This is a genomic window from Paenibacillus aquistagni (genome assembly GCF_900177815.1).
Lineage (GTDB): Bacteria > Bacillota > Bacilli > Paenibacillales > Paenibacillaceae > Paenibacillus_B > Paenibacillus_B aquistagni.
Map to the genome: position 1 here is coordinate 288450 of NZ_FXAZ01000006.1, position 18089 is coordinate 306538.

Below are 18089 nucleotides of genomic sequence, written 5' to 3' on the forward strand. Positions count from 1 at the left end.
TCAAGGCAAATTCATTCACGGCGCCTGTACCGGTCGCTCATCTTTGAATGACCTCGATAATAGAGGTGTTCTCACATCTGTTTGATGTCAACCTTCTTGAGACGGAGAGGAGAATACGATGTACCAAAGGGATTATTTGATGCGAATCATTCAAGAAATGACGACGATGCTGGGACAACTCCTTGGACTGCAGAATGAGAAGAAGCGCTCAGAACTGCTGGAGGAATGGGAGGAACTGTTGGATCGTCGATTTAGAATAAAGGGTGATCTGGCCGACTCATTGTCGTCCGCAGATTTGATCAAGCTGTTCTTTCGGCATGGCAATCTGCAGGTGGATGAGCTTCAAGCCTTCGCCATCGCTTTGACGGAGCGCGCTCAATTGATTCAGGATGCTGCTCGGGAGCGTGATCCCGCTAGCATCGCTGTGCATGATGAGGACGATATGGAGGCTTCCTATATCGCGCGGATGATGCAGGCCTATACACTGCTGCTAACCGCGAGACTTAACGGCAGTGATCGTTCCATGCTGAACGGTCAAGCGATATTAAGCGAGATGCCGCATAAGCTTAGGCCTTATCGGCTTGAGGATGAACTGCTTGAACTGCTATGGCGCTGGCATGCACTAGAGCATCGATATGCGGAGGCGGAAGATGCTTGCTATGAGTGGGTGGAGCGCGATGATGCTCGCTTGAAGCAGGCTGTTGAATGGTATGAGCATCTTCTTCAATTGCAAGATGATGAACTTGAAGCAGGAGACTTGCCGCGAGCGGAAGTGGAAGAGGCGATCCTGATGCTCAAGCAGCGATTGAAGAGCGCGCAGCCTTTGGCGGAGCAACCACGGACAAGCGATAATGTACACGAGATAATAGACAATAAGGATGATTAGGGAAATGGAACAATTGCACCAATTGCTACAGAAAATCTGGGAGCAGGAAAGCTTGCATTCAGCAGTGATTAGTCAGGTGAGAAGCGCGCCGATGGAAGGATGCACGAAGGCGACATTGAAGCCCGTTCAGCTGCGCGGAGACCGCATGCTGCAGGTGACGTATCAGGTAGGCAGCAAGGTCGTGCATGAGAATGTGGATTCTTCCGTAGCGGTTGAGAAGTGGATGGGGCTGATGGAGAATCATTTTCGACAAGCGCTGATTCGCACGACTGAAGCGGAGTACCAAGTGCTGATCAGCAAGAAGCACAAGGTGTCAATCAAAACGCAAGCGAAGAAGTCGCCAGCTGCTGATCTGTCCCACAATCGCAAGAAGCAATATATTTTGGAGGAAGGGGTGCCGGCGGCCTTTTTGTTGGAGCTTGGAATTATGACCGCTTCAGGCAACGTGGTTGCGGCTAAGTTTGACAAGTTCAAGCAGATCAATCGCTTTCTTGAAATGGTGGCAGATGTTCTCCCTTATCTGCCTTCAGACCGCCCCATTTCAATTATTGATTTTGGCTGCGGCAAATCCTATCTGACCTTTGCTTTATATCATTACCTGCATGTGCTGCAAAAGCGTGATGTCATGATCTATGGGCTTGATCTCAAAGCAGATGTTATTAAGCACTGTGAAGCGCTTGCAAGACGCCTCCAGTATGACGGCCTTCAATTTGCGATAGGTGATATTGCAGATTACGATCGTTCCACGCCAGTGGATATGGTAGTTACGCTTCATGCTTGCGATACAGCGACAGACGCTGCGCTGAATAAGGCTGTTAGGTGGGGAGCTGAGGTCATCTTGTCGGTTCCTTGCTGTCAGCATGAGTTATTTTCTCAGATTGACAATGAGATGCTTACACCGCTCCTGAAGCATGGTATACTGAAGGAGCGATTCAGTGCGCTGACAACAGACGCGCTGCGCGCCAATCTGCTGGATTGCGTAGGCTATCAGACGCAGCTGCTGGAGTTCATTGATATGGAGCATACGCCTAAAAATATTCTGATCCGAGCTGTGAAGAGCAAGCAGGCGCAGGAGACAGCAAGCTGGCAGCAATATATTGCCTTGCGCGATGGACTCAAGCTTAATCCTTATTTAGAAAGAGCGCTTAAGGATATTCTCGACACACGCGGCTTCTCTTCATAAGGAGAAGGTCACTTATAGTTCAACAAGAAGAACACCATGGCAGGAACGGAGATGGTGTTCTTTTTTGTTGGATGCGCATGGATGGGGACTGATGGGGCTGTGTCCATAGACGCTTCGGATCCATGAATTCACCTGCAGTCCAGCCATGGATGTGTCTTAGCGGCTGTGCGGACGATACACCATGCAGTGGAATTGTCCAGTGCCTGTTGGCGTCGGGCGTTCATAAGTATCGGTGATCTCAAAACCCACCTTCTTATAGATATGTATGGCCCGTTCATTCCATGTTAAGACTTCAAGATCAATTTCATGATGAGGCGTGCGCTGCAGCGCTTCCCCTACAATGGCTTGCACAAAGAGTGCGCCATATCCTTGGCCCATTCGCGCTGGATTCATGCCCAATCCAAGGCGGGTAACGCCTTCCATGGGAAAGAATTGAGCGAATCCTTCTAGCGTGTGCTGGTCAGACATAATCACAGCATATTGCGATCGTCTAATCTCGGAGTCTCCGAATTCAACTTCGAGCGCCTTCATATGCTCCCAGGGCAAAAAGCTGTATATTTGATAAGGCGGCTCGTAGTGCCAAGCACATATGAGTGCGGCATGTGTTTCTTGCATCGGCTCTACGTGAAAGTTCATAGCAGTGGAACCTCCAATCTGGATAGAAGTCCTTTTATTTTGGCATAGGAAGCCAAGAAGAAACAATATGCAACAGATTGTAACAATAAGGTAAATCAAGTAGAATGATCTGATAACCTAAGGATGTTAAGGCCTGATTGATCAGGCATTTGCGTCTCGAATTAGAGATGGTCAGAGGTGAGATGAATATGCTGCTAGAGGCGGGCTGGATGGACGGGCTCATGTTTTGGGCAATGCTCGCGCTGTTAATCTATGTATTTGCAGTAAACACGATATCTTCCTTACATAAATACTATCTGGCGTTTCACGCCATCATGCTCATGTGGCCTTTGAGCCAATGGATCCTGCACACCTCCGATCAGATGATACTGAGGCAGATTGCCTCTTATGCAGGATTAATCTCATTGCTCTCGCTTGGTCCTTGCTGGGTGCTGTTTGCCCGATTATTCACGAAGCCTTTGTATCCGTTGTCACGAGGGGCCATGGGGCTGATTGCGGCACCAGTCCTGTTATTTGTTCCCGTTATCGTGCTGAAGCCTGAATGGTGGTTCGATTTATCGGCGCTGCCTGTAACAAGCGGACAAGTAGGCTGGCTGTTCGGGTTGTATATTCTAGCGATTTCCTTTTACTTTATTCTAGCGACTTCGGATATGCTGCGAGTGATTCGTGGAGCATCATCATCCATGCAGCGGCAGCAAATTATACTGCTCTTGATCGGGATTGCGATATTTGCTTGCTGCACCTGCTTTGATTTGATTTATAATGTGCTGCTTGAAGGGCATGTAGCGAAGCGATACGGGATTACCTCGCTTGGGGTGGTATTGTCCGATTTGTTCATTATTTACGTCATTCAGCGCTACCGAGTGCTGGATATTGTCTCCATCGCCAGACGCGAGGTGGTGGACACAATGACAGCGGGAGTTGTGGTTGTAGATGGACAAGATATCGTCATTGACGTGAATCGAGGCATGCATGTCTTCTTTCCTGTACGTAAGGGTGTGCTGCTTCCAATGAAAGAAATCCTTGGGCTGATTCCGGATTCTACTGAACGAGAAGAGGTATGGACACAGTATTACTTTAGTCCATATGAGCATTTGGATACTGAGATTCATATTATGTTCCAAGAGGATGTCAAGCCGAGCTATGTTTCTCTTCATATTTCACCGATTTATGACGATAACAAAAGGTGGGTGGGTAGGCTCTTAACCTTCCATGATGTTACCCAGTTAAGAGTAATGGTTGAACAGATGAATCAGAAAAACACAACCTTATTCGAACGGAACTTGGAGCTCATTCATATTCAGCAAGAGCTGCAATACGCGAATCAGAAGCTTCAGGAGATGGCGATAACCGACCCTTTGACGAACTGCTACAATCGAAGGCATCTGCTCGAGCAGATGGAGGAAAAGGTCCCAACATGCGTAAGTTCTCATCAACCGTTCAGCATTGTGCTATTTGACATCGACCATTTTAAGACGATCAACGATAATTATGGACATGTCGTGGGCGACGAGGTGCTCTCTTTTGTATCTAATATCGTTCGTAAAGAACTGCATCACTCTGATATATTCGCAAGGTATGGGGGAGAAGAATTCGTCATCTTCATGCCAGGAGTCAATGCACAGGAAGCCTATTCTACAGCAGAACGATTGATTGATTTGATTAAGAGTGCAATGCCAACCATTGCTTCCGAAGCCATAATGGTTACCGTTAGCATAGGCTGGGTCGCTTACGAGGGACAGGAGTTATCGTTGGGAGACGATGTTCGCAGCTGGATTCTCGCACTGCTTGGCGAGGCGGACCGACACATGTATGAAGCCAAGTCCAATGGCCGCAACGGCATTCGGCCACGATTGGCTATAGAAGAAGAGGACAAGCAGGTCTCCTTGGACGCTGCGCTGCCAAGGCATTCGGCATTAGAAGCAAGTGCCAGTCGTGAGAAGCGTTAACTCCTGTAATCACAGCGCTGAAGGTGAAAGGAGAACAACAAGAACGTGAACAAGGAAACACCATTAGAGCAGCAGCCCATTAGCGTGCTGCTGCACAGCCGTTCTGTTCTGGAAGGGGAACAATGTGTGGCAACGGGCGTATTGTCGCATCTAGAAGGCAATTTGATGAATATCGAGCTTCCGGAATTTGAACAATTTCGTCTTGGGGAGCAGGTGAAGGTAACGATGTACTCGCCAGCTGGCATGCACCACTTTATTACAAAGATCATTGCTAGACATCAAGGCACTTTGTTCTTGGTGCATCCACCCCATCAGCAAAAAAAATTCAATGAGAAACGGGAGTATCCTCGAGTTGAAGTGCGCAAGCACGGCTTCATTACCGCTTATGGGACGACAGAAGGAGTGGTATCCGTTTCTTCACCCATACCTATTCAAATTAAGGACATCAGTATAAAAGGCATTGGTTTTACGATGAGTGAAAGCACAGCGGAACGCATGATGCTGGATGTGGGAGGAGTGCTTCAGGCAGAGCTTCATCTCGGTCAGAAGCTGCCATGCAGCCTGCGGATCGTCCGCCACCGCGAGCAAGAAGTTGATCGATTCTTTGGTGCCGCAATTGAAGAGATGAGTGTAGCGGCTGCACGCTCCTTGCATGCTTTTGTGCTGAGCAAGCAGGTTTTTACGCACATCGACAGCAAGTCCAAGCAAGTACGCAGAGGATAAATGATATAAGGGGAGAGAAGCATGCACGATCTATCATTAAGACGCTTCGCGATGGCCAGCTTGGCAGGGCTGCTTGTTATTACGCTGCTGCTGGGCGTATCGCCACGCCATGCTTCAGCGCAAGGACTGGTCTTTCCACCGGTCACTTATTCGCCAGCGAAGCACATTGAGCTTCAAACAGGACCCGTGTCCGTTCCGGCCTCACCTACCGTGACAGGGGTCACTTATCAGGTTGAGTATAGCGATACGGAGATTGCCAACGTATCAGTAGATATGAGCAAGCATGAATACATCATCGAACCGAAGTCGGCAGCTGGTACAGCAACGGTTCAAGTCACGTGGTACGATGCGATGGGCCATGCAGCAGCGGAGAAGTTCGCAGTGATGGTGAATGATACGCCCAATGGGGTAAGTGCGCCTGATGTAAATGTCAGCTACTTTAGAGATCTGTATTTGCTAACCAATGAGAATCAAGAAATTGATGTAGATCGACTGTTTCCAGGCAATGATCAAAGGCATATAAAAGAAGAATTTCGTTACACGGTTGACGATACACCTGATGTATACAATCATCATTTGATCGTTAAGCCATTTGTTACCTATCTAACCCTTCAGCCAAAGTCCACCTTTGATGATGCAACCATCAGGGTGTCATTCACAAGAAATGATGGGGTTAAGGTTAGCACTTTTGCGAAGTTCGCACTGAATCAACCCCCGCTGTTTGTAGATCCCCTTGAAGCTATGCAGCTGCTAAAGCACAAGGATACGATCTTGAATTTGGACCAATATTATACGGACCCTAATGGCGATAAGCTGAAGTATAGGATTGTACAAGTGGATCCGGCACTTTCTGTGACACCGGCTATCGTCGGATCACAGCTTGTGATTCCAGCTGGAGCGGACCAGAGCTTCAAGATACGAATAGAAGCCGATGATTCCAGAATGGGGACTGTGGAAGGCGAGTTCAGCTTTCAAGTGAATGAGATTTCTTTGCAGGAGTATGCAGGAAGCTATGAGGATACGGTCAATGTACTATCCGTTTCGATTAAGGAAGAGGGAACCTATGTGCTGGCTCCCTATCAGGAATGGTTAAGTCAGCTGCAAGGCCAAGAACTGCGCAGGGAAGTGGCTCCTGCTGATGCAGCAGCGATTCGTTTCACGATTGACGGTTCAGCTGGAGCCGAGGTGCCTGCAGGAACCTATGGGATCTATAAAGTGGACGCTGATATTCAGGTGATCGCTGTCATTGAGCTTCAAGGCAAGCGGGTGCTGGAGCAAGAGCTGCTGAGCATTGCAACCCATAATGGTCGGGGTCATATCGAGCTTCCTGATGTGCGTGAATGGATTCTGCGCAAAGAAAACCAAAACTATTTGCGTATTCGCATGGCCATGTCATTTCTATAAGCTATAGCATGATTTCGTTTTTTACAGATAAGGCTGCCCAAGTGGCAGCCTATTTTCGTTGCACGAGGCGCCGATGAGTGCTGCTGCGATTACCATCAGGCCGTTCAGGATATGAATAGTGTGTAAGAAGGGAGGAGGGGCACCAGTCGATCCGCTGGAAACCTGCAGCTGCTTGTGAGACGGCAGTGTTCCCTTCATAATGGTCAGAGTAAGATAGTCAATCGGGAGATACGTGTCCGTCTAACATAAAATAAAGGTCAAGAGGATAGGAGATGGAGGTGAGAGCATGAAGAATCATGAGGAGGGACAGGGAATTTCTATAGCACGAATGATAGATACAGTGAGGGAGCGGGTTATTGGGCGTTTATCCATTTCATCTGTTCGTTCTGCGGCATTGGCGATCTTGCTTCTAGGCTGGTGCTTATGGCAGCAAGGGGGATTCTATGACCATAAGCTGCTTGTCCCAGCATTGCTCATCATTGGCTTAGCGCTGATTCGCATAGTCCGTCATGGATTAGGGGTTGTCTCTTCTTCGCCAAAGTCCATGCTTCTGCTTTCTCTTCCTTGGTTGATTGCTGTCTGTTATGGATTAACTTCCATATACAATCCTGCGACCCTTCAAGGGACCTGGATGCAGCTGATTCGTTGGTCGTCCTATGCTGCATGGAGCTTCCTTTGCATCGATCTAATCATGCTGAGCACTTCGAGAAGGAGCATACATGAGCAGAAGACCGCATCAGACCTGCTGTCAGCGTGCGAGCAGCCTGCTGCACGTAGAGCGGTTATTAGCCTTGAACATGTAGTGTTGCTGTCTGGGATAATGCTCGCTGTTGGCTCGCTTGGGGCATTGTATGGCTATCTGCCGATGGAAGGCAGCGTCATGAAGAGTGACGATATTGAATTGTCCTCTTGGGGCTTTCGTTTAGGCGGCATGCTGCAATATCCGAATACGCTCGGAGCGATCTCGGGAGCGTTTGTGGTTTTTTCGCTTGTTCGGGCAAAGGCGAAGGAATACTCTATTGCTTATTCGGGACTTGCGGTTCTGCATCTCATCGTGCTGCTGCTAACGGAATCCAGAGGCTCTTGGATCATGACGGGAGCAGGGCTTTGTCTTGGAGCGATCGGCTCTAGGTCAATGCTTCTTAAATATATAAAAAGGCTGCTGTGGAGCTTAATATGGGCGTTTTCTGGAGCAGCGGCCACAGCTCGCTTGTGGCTGATGGACAGCGAATGGGTGGTTGTTCCGCTCATTCTAGCAGTAGGGTGTTCAGTGCTCCTTCCCTACTGGCTTCAGCACCAGCGTGGAAAAAGCAGCCGCTGGCTGAGAAAAGCTGTCGCATGTCTTGCTTGGGGCGGAGCGGGATGGCTCGGGCTTATGCTGGTGCCGCATCAGGCGATTGAGCGTGTGACAGGCCATTATGCGACAGGGAGTGCGAGGCTCCTCTTCTATCAGGATGCTTGGCGGCTGTGGCAGGAGAGTCCCTGGCTTGGCCTAGGCGGGGATGCCTGGCGCCAGTTGTTTGCCAGCATGCAAAGCGAGCCTTATGTGGGGAAAGAAGTTCACAGCTTTGGCTTCGACCTGCTCCTTGATATAGGAGGAGTCGGCACCTTGATCGCGATGGTGCTTATGGCATGGCTCATCATAATGGCGATGCGTCAAGATCTAGCCGCAGGCGTGGCAGCCGGCGTGATAAGCGCCCACAGCCTGATCGACTTCGATATGGCTTATGGCTGGGTGGTGTATCTATGGCTGGCATGGCTTGCAATGGGGATAACGGCAGCTGAGACATCGTCAGCGAGGCTTGCCGGATCTGCTGATCAGGCGATATCCAAGATGAATCGCCTGAATAAGCGCGTGCGGAGGCAGCGTATCGCCGCAGCCTTCCTGCTGCTGCCGCTGTGCGTGGCCATGGCCATCGGCACGTCACAGCTGGCAGCGAAGGCCATGCACGCTGCCGGCGAGCGCGCGCTTGCTGCGCAGAGCTTGGCGTCCGGCAACGCAGCCGCCTGCGCGGAATCTGGCGCAGACGGCTGCGGGCTGCTTCGCGCCAGCGTGCGCCTCGCGCCTGCCGATACGGCGCTGCGCATCGCAGTGGCGCATCGGCTGCCGCCAAGAGAAGCGCTCGCCCTCTTGCAGGAGGGCGAGCGCTATGAGCGGCGCGGCAAGGCGCTCCACCGCGAGCTTGCACTGCAAGCCGCGCGTGCGGCAGAGCCGCTGCAGGCTGCCGCCTATTGGGAGGCAGCCGTTCAGGATGATCGCTTCGACAGCGAACTGCGCACGGAAGCGATCATCCGCATCGCCGCGCTGGCGGATGCCGCGGCGCAAGAGAAGCGAGCCTTCGCCATCGATCTCGCGAAGGCAGCGCTGACCCAGTTCCAGCGCTACGAGGACGATGCTCGCCTTGCCGCAGACATGGCCGCGAACGACAAGCGGTTTGTATTGACGGCAGCGGCTTCCCAAGCGGCGGCTTCCGCTCAGCTGCTGCTCTATACGCTGGAATAAGGGGAGCAAATCCTCCATTATAGGTTTTGTGTATGAGCACCCGCCTTGAATCGTCGAGCTATCGAGCCTATTCATAAGCTCCGCTTAAATAGCCAGGCAGCTGTTCAACGACGGAAACACAGACCAGATGGCAGATGAACAGGCTCCTGGTGCGCATGCGAAATAGACTTCCGCTGTCCATACCTAATGGACGACAAAGGCATATGCTATAGCATCTTTCATTTTGATGCATAGAAAGGATGTCGATTATCGTGCGCGCATCAATGCTCAAGGCACGTCGGATCATGCCTCCGATGAAGAACTCGAAGTCGGATTCCCGGACCATCCGTCATCGGAAGCCTCCAAAACGCAAAAAGCCCATTGCGCCGTACCTTTCACGTTTTACGGTACTGTGGGTACAGGGCAATGGGGTTGCTTACGATACTAGAGGCTTTGTAGCCAAGGCTTACTCTTGTGGCAAGCTGCTCGGTAGAGCTCCATTCGACAGCTATGGAACGGCTCGCTTCAGCAAGATTCGCACGCCGACCAAGTCGCTCATCAATCTCCAATTGCTGGACGACTGCGGAAGGGTCTATCGCGTCAGCGCTGTACCTCCAGATTTGACCGCTTTTGTTGTGATTGGTTAGAGCGGCTAGACAGACCTTCGTAGCAGCGATTTGTGTGTGCTGTCTAGAAGGTCTGTTTTTTTGTGTATTTGATTAGTGATATCGGCGTTGGATGATGCTCGACTAGCCGCCAAAAGCCTTGCGAAAGCAATCGGTCAATCGGTTCTTATCCACTTGCCATAAGGCGGCAAGCTCTTCGCTTACCGCTTCCTCCCACCAATCAGCCAGCTCCTTGCGATTGTTGCCATGCTCATGAATCCAGATCAGGTTGCCAATGACTTTGTTGACATAGAGCTCTTCACCTTGCTTCATCAGTGCGTCGGGAATGTACACTTTCATTCGTTTCACGGTGCGATATAATTCATTTTGGCAGGCGCGTCGAATCTTCCGGGCGGAGGGCAGGGGGTCAAGATGTCGTTCACGAGGCTTCATGTTGGGCTCCTCTCCATGCGAATTGTGATTTCAATATATGCAGAAGCCCGAGTGGACGTACATCATTCACTGGTGAAAAATGCTTCGTCCATCCTTGGTAATACGATGCCTGGTACTCTTGATCCCCAGCGCTGCAGCGATACTGGCGGATGGATTAATCTACGACAATATAGCCGATCATTGGACCTTCATGAGCGGCATCGGCATGCGTGAGGCAGACGATTCGATATATGCCCTCTTTAGCAGTGAAGGTGACGACGGTTTCTTCATTTTTCTTAATGGTGCCGCTCTTGTTCAAGCCTTCAATCACAAAGTCATGCTGCTTTCCATTAACACCGCGTATACGAAGCTCGACTTGCTCGCCGTCATGGGCATAGACCGTTCCCGGATGAAAGAGATAGGTTTCAAGCTCCTTGCCATCTTCCAGAGTCGTCTTGAATTCTCCTGTAATCATATGAAGAATTCTAGTCTCCCCTGGGGCGGCATGGGCTTCGCGCTCGGATAACTGCAGCGCCCCATACTTGATAAAGGCGATTGACACCATAATAAAGGCGATGGCAGCTAGTCCTAGCTGCAGCTGCCTGCGGGAGATGACCCACAAACGTGACATCGTGCATTCCTCACTTTCCGACAATAGTATTCTAGTTCATATGTATGCGGGTGCTTGTACCCTAATTCCTGCATTGGAGTCATGTTCTAGCATGTGCTAGAATAATATGGGTTACTATAGCCGGCTTGTACTGACAAAAGAATAGTTGGACATGTGTGAAGGAAGTGTGAGTCATGGAATTTATCCATCAAATGGTATCGACATTATTTCAATGGATTCAAGGAATGGGCGCGTGGGGCATTATGCTTGGACTCATGATTGAGGTTATTCCAAGCGAAATTGTGCTGGCGTATGGCGGCTACTTGGTCGTTGAAGGACAGATTGGCTTTGTACCCGCGGTATTGTTTGGAACGATTGGCGGAGTCGCAGCGCAGCTTATCGTATATGGCATCGGGCGTTATGGCGGCAGACCGTTTTTAGAGCGCTATGGACGATTTATACTCATTCAGAAGCATCATATCGACAAGTCGGAGGAGTGGTTCAATAAGTACGGCACGGGCGTTATTTTTTCCGCGCGCTTTGTTCCTGTCGTTCGCCATGCAATCTCCATACCGGCAGGCATATCCAGAATGCCTGTGGGACGCTTTACACTATTAACAACATTGGCAGTCATCCCTTGGACGATCTTGTTTGTGTATCTGGGACATGTTCTCGGAGCGAATTGGGAGCACATTGATGAGGCGGCAGCGCCATATGTCAAACCATTTATTTTGGTTGCACTTGCGCTGCTCATCGTGTATGTTCTGATTAAATATACGATTTCAAAACAGAAAGCGGGGAATCCGTAATGAGTCAAACCATAGCAAGTGTCATCGGGCAAGGCATTACCCCTCAAGCCTTTATTGAAGGAATGACCCAGAATCAGCTCAGCTTTGTGAAGTGGGGCGAAGCCTTTGAGTGGGCGTTAGAGGATGACAAGCCATTTTTTGAATCGCTTCAATTCCGTGATGATCTTCGCTGTTCCATCCTCATGGCGGATTGGTGCGGCGACGTTGTTCGCAACGTGCCTGTCGTCTTCAAGGTGATGGAGGCCGCGGGAATTCCGACAGAGGTGCTCATTATGGAACAGTTCATGGAGACAATGGATCAGTTTCTGACCATGGGGGGGCGTTCGGTGCCTGTCGTGCTTATTACGGATACAGGCGGTCATGTGCTGGCAACATGGGGACCAAGACCGCGCGATGTTCAGGCGCATATGATTGCCTTTAAAGAAGCAAATAAAGATCGTGAGGCTGCAGACTATCAGGAGAATCTGAAGCAGACCTACAAGAATATCATGCAGCAATACGGAGAAGGGACAGACTATCAGCGTCGAATCGTTCGTGAGCTTCACGACTGCTTGTCTTCGATCTAGACGTCCCTTGCTCCAATTATAAATATTGTCATCAACAAAGACTGAACTTAAGGCGGTGTCTCATTCAATATGTTTAAGATCGTAACGTTTCCGCTAGGACCGCTGGAGACGAATGTATACTTATTGTTAAACGAAACAACCAAGGAAGCTGTAATTATCGACCCTGGCATGAATCCGGATCGTATCTTCAAGCCGCTTGAAGGATACAAGGTGGTTGCTATTTTGCTCACGCATGCCCATTTTGATCATATTGGCGGGCTTAAGCAGGTTAGAGAACGCTATAACTGTCCGGTATATATCCACAGCCTAGAAGCGGACTGGCTGACTTCAGCCGAATGGAATGGATCGCTTCGCTGGCCTCAGGTAACGAGACCCATGTCCTTCGAGCCTGCCGAGCATTTGCTTGAGGATAGCCAGGAGTTGACCCTCATGGGTTATACCTTCTACGTCCTTCATACTCCTGGGCACTCCCCAGGCAGCGTGAGCTTCTTGTACAAGGATCATCTGTTCTCTGGCGATGTACTGTTCCGTACATCCGTTGGGCGTACTGATCTTCCAGGAGGGAATCAGCGTGAGCTTATGCGTTCCATTCATAAGAAGGTGCTGACTCTAGGCGATGCAGTGAATGTCTATCCTGGGCATGGACCCGTGACGACTGTCGGCTTTGAGAAGCAGTATAATCCATTTATTTGATCCACAACAGTAACAAGCACTTCATTCCAAATTAAGCCTACTCATATTGAGAAGGGCAGGCTCTTGGGATGAAGTGCTTTTATTTATTCGATGCCACAGGTTTTCATTGTAAGATTAACGGCCCTGCTCCTCTTACATCGGCAAGTGAGAGGAGGTCGAAGCCTGATCTCGCTTCAACGGTACGAAGTGTCCATAGGTCCCTGCTCGCCACAGCCATTCAACAGGCCCCATCGTATAGGATCGAAGCCACAGACTGCTTGCTATGAGCTGCAGCGCCATGATGGCAATGGCCGTTACAGTTCCCATCCAATAAGCGGCTCCGATGTCAGGCCAGATCCATCTAAGGAGAACAAATAAGAGAATGGTATGGGATAAATAATTGGTTAAGGCCATTCTTCCCACGGCAGCAAGTGAGCGGAATGGGCGCTCTCCAAAGCGGGCGATAACGCGAAGCCATGTGGCGATATAGAAGACAGCCAGACTTTTGCCAGATAAGAAGATATAGAATATCACTTGGTTGGAATCATATACGTCATGGGTAAAGTACGCATATAAGATCGGAACAAACAGCAGTAGAGAGATCACTAGCGAGATCCACTGTGCACGCTTTACACGCTGCGAGTAAAACCGCTCCTTTTTCTCAAACCACTGCTTCTTTCCAGCGTAAAGCCCAAATAGGAACAAGCCCAGAACTTCAAAGAGAAGCGCAATCAGATTGGTAGGCACATGAGTGATGGCGTAATCCCATCGTTCTGCCAAATTAGGCACGCTTGTAAAATTAAGACTAAGCGACAGCTCTGGCCTATACATCGTAAGGACATAGGTCATGCCCACAATCAGCGCACAGAAGCTGCTTAAGACCATCCCCCAGATGAATAGTGTGCGCGGCATGCGTTTATAGAACAGCAGCAGGAAAAATCCAGCGATGGCATAAACATGCAGAATATCCCCGAACCACAGCAAGATCAGATGAATGAGCCCGATCACGAGCAGAATCCATAGCCTGCGCTTGAACAACGAGCGCGCGTTCTTCCCTTTCTCTTCTGCCCGGTCCATAAACAAGTAGAAGGACAGGCCGAATAAAAAGGAGAAGATCGTGTAGAACTTCGTCTGCACAAACAAATCGTACAACAAGCGAAGCAAGGCATCTAAACCAGTATTGCGAGTCCCGAAGTGCAGGCCGTTGCCCACCATATCGGGAATATTGACGAGCAGAATGCCGAAGACCGCAAAGCCGCGAATGATATCTACGGTCTGGATGCGAGGCTTAAGAGATGGGGATTGCATTCATGTTCCTCCTTATTAAACATAGGAATGAGGGGCTGACAACAACCCTATTTTATCCAATATCCTGTCGTTTGTCTTCTGCATCATGGCGGCCTGCTCATGGCAAGACCTGCATGTTCGTGTTATCATTATGCTGGTTAAATGGATTAGAGACCTAGTGGTTATGAAATAGAGATGCCTGATGCGAAATGGAGGAGAGAGACATCATGATGACCAATGAAGAACACCCCATGAATACAAATACGTTTGAGCATAAGAAAAGAATTGAACAGCTGCAGGAAAAGATGAAGGAGAAAGGCATTCATCTGTTCTTGGTTACGCAGAATGTGGATATTTATTATATAACAGGTTCCATGCAGACAGGTTATGCTGCTGTCCCGCAGGAAGGAGAACCTATTTTTCTAGTGAAGCGAAGCTATGAGCGTGCGGTAACGGAATCCAAGATTCGAGTAGAGCGAATGGGATCTTTCCGTCAATTGGAGGAGACGATAGCGGGCTTCTTCCCGCATTTAAGTTCTGCTGATGGCAAGATTCGGATTGCACTCGAATATGATGTGCTGCCTGTGCAGCAGTTTGAACGTTTGCAAGCTGTTCTTCCTCAAGCAGAATGGGCAGACGGTTCCGTGATTTTTCGCGAGCTTCGCATGATTAAGTCTCCTTTTGAAGTGGCAAGGATTCGCATGGCGGCCATTGCAGCCCATCGTGCGTTAGTGGAGGCTGCAAACATTGTAAGGCCAGGGATGATGGAGCTTGCTCTGATAGCACAAATCGAGCACCTCTTCCGGATGCAGGGGCATGTTGGCATGATGAGAATGCGCGGCTACAATCAAGAGATTATTACCGGCATGGTGGCAAGCGGCGATGCTGCAGCCGAGCCTACTTACTTTGATGGTCCTGCTGGAGGAAGAGGCCTTACTCCTGCTGCACCGCAAGGAGCAAGCCGCAAAGTCATAGGCGAGAACGAACCTATTCTTGTGGACATTGGCTGTTGTATCGATGGATACGTCATTGACCAGACAAGAACCTTGGTCATTGGCAAGCTGGATGAGGATCTTGAGGCGGCTTATGACGTATCGGAGCAGATTCTTCGAGAGACAGAAAAGAACCTTGTGCCGGGAACGGTATGTGAATCGCTGTATGCGGATGCCCTTCAAATGGCCCAAGATGCAGGATTGTCCGATCACTTTATGGGTTATGGCGAGGATCAAGTCAAATTCCTTGGTCATGGCATCGGTATGGAGATTGATGAATGGCCTGTGCTTGCAAGAGGCTTCAAGCAGAAGCTAGAACCTGGAATGGTCATTGCCATTGAACCGAAATTTACGTTCCCAGGCCGAGGTGTCGTAGGTATTGAAAACACGTATTTGATCACAAAGGATGGCTATGAACGTCTGACCACTGCCCCTGAGGGATTGATTCGAATCAAGAGCTGTGATTAACAGCAGCTGAGCGTTTACACCAGAACACTTTTTTAGTAACATAGTGAAAAATGGTCTTATCCGACCTAATGGCTGGGAGGCATGATCAATGCTGCAATTGGGAGAGAAAGTAGTCATTGTCGCCGACCGTTTCGAACAACAGCTGCCTATCGGGGAATACGGCTATATTATTGCATATGACCGCAACGCGGATAACGCCTTTGATTATGTCATCCGAGTTCCGAAAGCAAACCGCAATTTCTTCGTACCGGCTTCAGATATTGAATGCGAAGACCTGTTGATTCAGCAGGAAGCGGAACGCGTCGAACGGGAGGCGCTGATAGATTACGCGCTTGCTACACGCAACGAAGAACTGTTTCGTCGTTTGATGAGCAACGATGAAGAATTGGAAGCAGAACAAGAGGAAGATGCTGAACCGATGACTGCAGAAGATTTTATTCGTAAAGTCAACTTGAGAGCGTGGATATAAGGAAGAATGGGTCATACTAGGAATAGTCACTGCCCCATAATTTAAGAGGAAGACGTGTGAGGGAGCGATTTCGCCTTATAAGCGAAGTGCACTGCACGTCTTTTTCAGCTGTATTCAAAGATCGTCTGTCCTAGACGTCGTCTGTTTTGACCAGAACCTATATTCAATCTTTGTATGGATACATCAGGCGGAGAGGAAGAACCAAGAATGGAATCAAGCCGCATCATCTATGTCGCGACATACGCAGGCAAGATCATGCTTGAGAGCGGTGGAGAAATCTACCGCGTTGAAGATACGATTAATCGCATTTGTCAGGCGTACGGAATCAAGCAGGTGGACAGCTTTGTCGTTCCGACCGCTATTATCACTTCTGCAGTTAAGGATGATTTCCGTTCCAAGACAGTCATTAAGCGGATCAAGCATCGAAGCTTCAATCTACAGAAGATTGTAAGAGTCAATGAGCTGTCTAGAGCGATTGTGGCGGACAAGCTCTCTGTCCATGAAGCCTATCGCGAGTTAAAAGAGATTGAGCAGATGAAGGGCTACCCTCTGTGGCTCTCTACGCTCTTTTATGCCTTGATATCGGCAGCCTATACGATCTTCTTCGGCGCTTCCGTTCTTGATGCGATCGGTGCCTTCGTAGCGGGAGCTGTGATGCGGCTGATACTTTATCCCTTTGAAAAAGGGCAGTTTAATGTCGTCTTTATTCATGTGATCGGCGGGGCAGCGGCTGCTATTGGCATTGTGCTGCTAACGCTCACGGGATGGTTTCAGATGTCGAATATGATGCTGATCTCGGTGCTGATGAACTTGTTTCCAGGATTAATCATGGCGAATGCTCTGCGGGACATTATGGCAGGCGACTTCTTGTCTGGCATGTCAAGAGTGTCTGAGGCACTGCTGATTGCGATTGCGATCGCGGTTGGCTCTGGCTCTGTGATTGGATTAAGTATGAGCCTGTTTGGAAGTGATATCTTATGATCATACAGGTTGTAACATCATTTTTTATAAGCATGTGCTTTGGAGGCGCGTTTCAGCTTCGGCTCAAGGGCATGCTGGTGGCAGGACTTGCAGGCGGCTTAAGCTGGCTCGCCTTTCTCATTGTGAAGCCGCTCTTTGGTAGCGACTTTGTCGCGTACTTCTTTGCTTCCTGCGTGCTTAATGTATTCTCTGAAATTGCTGCGCGCGTAGCGAAGATGCCTGCGATAAGCTTTATTGTGCCAGGGCTTGTTCCGCTCGTTCCCGGCTGGGCGCTGTATTCCACCATGTATGATTTTGTGCAGGGAGATACACAAGCAGCCTGGAGCTCTGCGATCTTCTCCTTTTCCACTGCAATCAGCATCTCGCTAGGGTTCGTGCTTACTCTTGGCGTTACACGCCTGCGCAGACCGAAGTGGATGAGCTTAAAGCGCTGAGCTATAGAAGAAACGGCAACCGATTCTGGCTGAATTCAAAGACATGGAGCAGCTCTCCCAACGGGGGACGTACTCGATGTCTTTTTTTTGTGAGTAAAATCGTTCCAGTGATCCGCGTTGAGTTGATTTTCGTTCTGCGCTATAATAAAGGGATGATTTTGGCTGCTGGATCAGCCAATGGATAGTGAGGAGGATGTTGTAACGTATGAGCATTCGCTTAGAGAACGTTGAGCATGTGGCACGTCTTGCACGCTTGGAACTGGCATCAGAAGAAAAGGACCGCTTTTTAGGTCAGTTGAACGCGATTCTGAATTATGCGGACAAGCTGAATGAATTGAACACCGACGATGTAGCACCGACAACGCACGTATTGCCGATACATAACGTGCTGCGTGATGACAAAGTGCGTGAATCGCTTACGATAGAACAAGTTATGAAGAATGCGCCAGAAGAGGAAGAGGGTCAATTCCTTGTTCCTGCTGTGCTCGAATAGGTTGAGAG

The 18089-nt window shown here is 49.5% G+C and carries 19 protein-coding genes; 15 read left to right on the plus strand and 4 right to left on the minus strand.

Annotation, left to right across the window (positions count from 1 at the left end; all coding sequences use genetic code 11):
- The first annotated feature begins 118 nt into the window (after positions 1-118).
- Positions 119-886 carry a DUF6483 family protein gene (locus B9Y93_RS19705; protein WP_085497329.1) on the plus strand — a complete coding sequence of 256 codons (768 nt, stop codon included), beginning with the start codon at positions 119-121 and terminating at the stop codon, positions 884-886.
- Between the two features lie 4 nt (positions 887-890).
- Positions 891-2069, plus strand: coding sequence for a class I SAM-dependent methyltransferase (locus B9Y93_RS19710; protein ID WP_085497332.1), 1179 nt, complete (start codon positions 891-893; stop codon positions 2067-2069).
- A gap of 156 nt (positions 2070-2225) precedes the next feature.
- Here B9Y93_RS19710 and B9Y93_RS19715 read toward each other — a convergent pair whose 3' ends face one another.
- Entirely contained in the window at positions 2226-2705 is a 480-nt protein-coding gene (locus tag B9Y93_RS19715; RefSeq protein ID WP_085497334.1) for a GNAT family N-acetyltransferase, read from the minus strand.
- 137 nt (positions 2706-2842) lie between these two features.
- Here B9Y93_RS19715 and B9Y93_RS19720 point away from each other — a divergent pair, with 137 nt between their 5' ends.
- From B9Y93_RS19720 to B9Y93_RS19740, 5 genes are all read left to right on the plus strand, one after another.
- The gene (locus B9Y93_RS19720) at positions 2843-4654 is read left to right on the plus strand and encodes a histidine kinase N-terminal 7TM domain-containing diguanylate cyclase (protein WP_085497336.1); all 1812 of its coding nucleotides are present in this window, start codon (positions 2843-2845) and stop codon (positions 4652-4654) included.
- Positions 4655-4699: 45 nt separating this feature from the next.
- Positions 4700-5377, plus strand: a complete 678-nt coding sequence (locus B9Y93_RS19725; RefSeq protein ID WP_244903495.1) for a PilZ domain-containing protein — start codon at positions 4700-4702, stop codon at positions 5375-5377.
- Positions 5378-5398: 21 nt separating this feature from the next.
- Positions 5399-6781 carry a hypothetical protein gene (locus B9Y93_RS19730; protein ID WP_085497338.1) on the plus strand — a complete coding sequence of 461 codons (1383 nt, stop codon included), beginning with the start codon at positions 5399-5401 and terminating at the stop codon, positions 6779-6781.
- A gap of 286 nt (positions 6782-7067) precedes the next feature.
- A complete protein-coding gene (locus B9Y93_RS19735) occupies positions 7068-9284 on the plus strand; it encodes an O-antigen ligase family protein (protein ID WP_085497340.1) in 2217 nt (738 codons plus the stop codon).
- A 251-nt stretch (positions 9285-9535) separates the two neighbouring features.
- Positions 9536-9910: a hypothetical protein gene (locus B9Y93_RS19740; protein WP_085497344.1), complete on the plus strand. Its 375-nt coding sequence runs from the start codon at positions 9536-9538 to the stop codon at positions 9908-9910.
- A 102-nt stretch (positions 9911-10012) separates the two neighbouring features.
- Here B9Y93_RS19740 and B9Y93_RS19745 read toward each other — a convergent pair whose 3' ends face one another.
- Together B9Y93_RS19745 and B9Y93_RS19750 are read right to left on the minus strand one after the other, a co-directional pair.
- Positions 10013-10321, minus strand: a complete 309-nt coding sequence (locus B9Y93_RS19745) for a dehydrogenase (RefSeq protein ID WP_085497346.1) — start codon at positions 10319-10321, stop codon at positions 10013-10015.
- A 154-nt stretch (positions 10322-10475) separates the two neighbouring features.
- Complete coding sequence (locus tag B9Y93_RS19750; RefSeq protein ID WP_085497349.1) at positions 10476-10931, minus strand: cupredoxin domain-containing protein; 456 nt, start codon at positions 10929-10931, stop codon at positions 10476-10478.
- Positions 10932-11104: 173 nt separating this feature from the next.
- Between B9Y93_RS19750 and uptA the strand changes: the two genes are divergently transcribed.
- From uptA to B9Y93_RS19765, 3 genes are all read left to right on the plus strand, one after another.
- A complete protein-coding gene (uptA, locus tag B9Y93_RS19755) occupies positions 11105-11719 on the plus strand; it encodes an undecaprenyl phosphate transporter UptA (RefSeq protein ID WP_085497351.1) in 615 nt (204 codons plus the stop codon).
- Positions 11719-12285, plus strand: coding sequence for a thioredoxin family protein (locus B9Y93_RS19760; protein ID WP_085497354.1), 567 nt, complete (start codon positions 11719-11721; stop codon positions 12283-12285). Before uptA ends, B9Y93_RS19760 begins: the two co-directional genes overlap by 1 nt.
- 69 nt (positions 12286-12354) lie before the next feature.
- On the plus strand, positions 12355-12978 hold the full coding sequence (locus B9Y93_RS19765) for an MBL fold metallo-hydrolase (protein WP_085497356.1): 624 nt from the start codon (positions 12355-12357) through the stop codon (positions 12976-12978).
- Positions 12979-13110: 132 nt separating this feature from the next.
- On the opposite strand, the gene B9Y93_RS19770 is transcribed toward B9Y93_RS19765, so the two are convergent.
- Positions 13111-14265 carry a DUF418 domain-containing protein gene (locus B9Y93_RS19770; protein ID WP_085497358.1) on the minus strand — a complete coding sequence of 385 codons (1155 nt, stop codon included), beginning with the start codon at positions 14263-14265 and terminating at the stop codon, positions 13111-13113.
- A 206-nt stretch (positions 14266-14471) separates the two neighbouring features.
- On the opposite strand from B9Y93_RS19770, the gene B9Y93_RS19775 reads away from it, so the two are divergent.
- The 5 genes from B9Y93_RS19775 to gatC all read left to right on the plus strand — a co-directional run bounded on the left by B9Y93_RS19775 (position 14472) and on the right by gatC (position 18081).
- Positions 14472-15704, plus strand: coding sequence for a M24 family metallopeptidase (locus B9Y93_RS19775; protein WP_244903496.1), 1233 nt, complete (start codon positions 14472-14474; stop codon positions 15702-15704).
- Between the two features lie 88 nt (positions 15705-15792).
- Positions 15793-16173: an ATPase gene (locus tag B9Y93_RS19780; protein WP_085497360.1), complete on the plus strand. Its 381-nt coding sequence runs from the start codon at positions 15793-15795 to the stop codon at positions 16171-16173.
- Between the two features lie 207 nt (positions 16174-16380).
- Entirely contained in the window at positions 16381-17154 is a 774-nt protein-coding gene (locus B9Y93_RS19785) for a threonine/serine exporter family protein (protein ID WP_169027267.1), read from the plus strand.
- Complete coding sequence (locus B9Y93_RS19790) at positions 17151-17588, plus strand: threonine/serine exporter family protein (RefSeq protein WP_085497364.1); 438 nt, start codon at positions 17151-17153, stop codon at positions 17586-17588. The genes B9Y93_RS19785 and B9Y93_RS19790 overlap by 4 nt, the downstream gene beginning before the upstream one ends.
- Before the next feature lie 205 nt (positions 17589-17793).
- Positions 17794-18081, plus strand: coding sequence for an Asp-tRNA(Asn)/Glu-tRNA(Gln) amidotransferase subunit GatC (gene gatC / locus B9Y93_RS19795; RefSeq protein WP_085497366.1), 288 nt, complete (start codon positions 17794-17796; stop codon positions 18079-18081).
- The last annotated feature ends 8 nt before the right edge of the window (positions 18082-18089 follow it).